The sequence below is a fragment of the Neisseria sp. P0014.S009 genome, from assembly GCF_051958155.1.
Classification (GTDB): domain Bacteria; phylum Pseudomonadota; class Gammaproteobacteria; order Burkholderiales; family Neisseriaceae; genus Neisseria; species Neisseria flavescens_C.
In genome coordinates this window covers 1-230 of sequence record NZ_JBQCVS010000312.1, presented here as the reverse complement: position 1 = coordinate 230, position 230 = coordinate 1, and the positions used below count along the sequence as shown (strand labels likewise).

At 47.4% G+C, this 230-nt stretch carries 1 pseudogene; it reads left to right on the top strand.

Annotated features, from left to right (window positions below):
• A pseudogene (locus ACTHS4_RS12775) lies at positions 1-230 on the top strand (NADH:ubiquinone oxidoreductase subunit N); the annotation flags it as partial.

The window sequence follows — 230 nt, the reverse complement described above, 5'->3', positions numbered from 1 at the left end:
GTTTGGGAACGGTCATTATTGTTGCTATAACCCAATTGGCGGTATGGGAGCAGGGCAGAGTAGATGCCTTTCACGGTATGTATATTGCAGACGGCATGTCCCGTATGGCAAAACTGGTGCTGTATGCGCTGACGTATGGTCTGTTTATTTACAGTAAACCGTACAACCAAGACCGACAAATCTTTAAAGGCGAGTTTTACACCCTGTCGCTGTTTGCCCTGTTGGGCATG